Origin of the sequence: Lactobacillus nasalidis (assembly GCF_016587775.1) — a bacterium.
Taxonomy (GTDB): domain Bacteria; phylum Bacillota; class Bacilli; order Lactobacillales; family Lactobacillaceae; genus Lactobacillus; species Lactobacillus nasalidis.
Genome location: NZ_BOCG01000661.1, coordinates 1 through 1054 on the forward strand (window position 1 = coordinate 1; position 1054 = coordinate 1054).

The 1054-nt window shown below is 61.4% G+C and carries 2 protein-coding genes; both read right to left on the reverse strand.

The annotated features are described in order from the left end of the window. Window positions 1-749: dipeptide epimerase (locus lacNas_RS12560; RefSeq protein ID WP_201346917.1), on the reverse strand; the 749-nt coding region annotated here is incomplete at its 3' end. A 33-nt stretch (window positions 750-782) separates the two neighbouring features. Beyond that, on the reverse strand, window positions 783-1054 hold a 272-nt coding region (locus tag lacNas_RS12565; protein ID WP_201346918.1), incomplete at its 5' end, for a GNAT family N-acetyltransferase.

Genomic DNA, 1054 nt, shown 5'->3' on the forward strand with positions numbered 1-1054 from the left:
GACTCGTCAGCCATGATCGGGTAAGGGCAGTGGCGGGTCAGGTAGGCCATGGCGTCCAGGTCCCAGGCTGCCACCGGCTGCTCGATGAAGTCGATCAAAAGGCCCTGCTTGTGCCAGTATTCAGCCGCCTGCATGGTCTGGCGGGCATCCCAGGCCTGGTTCATGTCCAAGCGCAGGTGCACCATCGGTCCGGCCGCGTAGGCCAGGTCCTCGACCAGCTTGATGTCGCGCTTCAAGTGCCCGGCGCCCAGCTTGAGCTTGAGGGACTTGAAGCCCTGGTCGACCATCTTCTGGGCGTCGGCAATCATCTGCTCGGCCTTGCCGATGCTGATGGTATAGTCGGTTTCCACGCTGCCGCCCTTGCCCCCTAAAAGCTGGGGCAGGGTGAGGCCAAAAAGGTTGGCCCGGGTGTTGTAGAGGGCGATTTCAACGGCCGCCTTGGCCGGGCCATTGTGGACGATGGAATTTTTCACCGTGGCCAAAAGCTCCTTCCAGTCAGTCAGGTTCTTGCCCAAAATGAGGGGCTTGATCGTCTCCTCAATGACGGCCCGGGCGCTGGCGATGGTGTCGCCGGTCACTTTCTCGTTGGGCGTGCAGCTGCCCGTGCCGGTGACCCCGTTGGCCAGGCGGACGGTCACGCGGACGGCGTTGACGGCGTCGACCCGGTGCAGGGCAGTCACGAAGGGCTGCTTTAAGGGAATCTGCTTCAAGTCAACCTGCAGGTCTTCAATTGCCAATTGTTCAGCCATTTTTTCCTCCTTGATTCTTAGCTAAGCTTGTCTTTAATCCTTCTCATCCAAAAACAGTTCATAAGCCCGGCGTTCCGGGTCGACGGAATCGTTGCCGACCGTGATGATGCCCCGGTAAACGAAGCCCAGTTTGCCGGCCAGGTGCTGGACGGCCTGGTTCTGCTTGCCCGTGTCCAGGCGGAAGCTGCTGATGCCGGCTTCCTTGCCCCGGCCGATCACTTCCTTGAGCAGCAGCTGGCTGAGCCCCTGCCCGCGGAAGGCTGCCTTGACGGCAAAGCGGTGCAGGGCCCAGTAAGGGCCGCTGC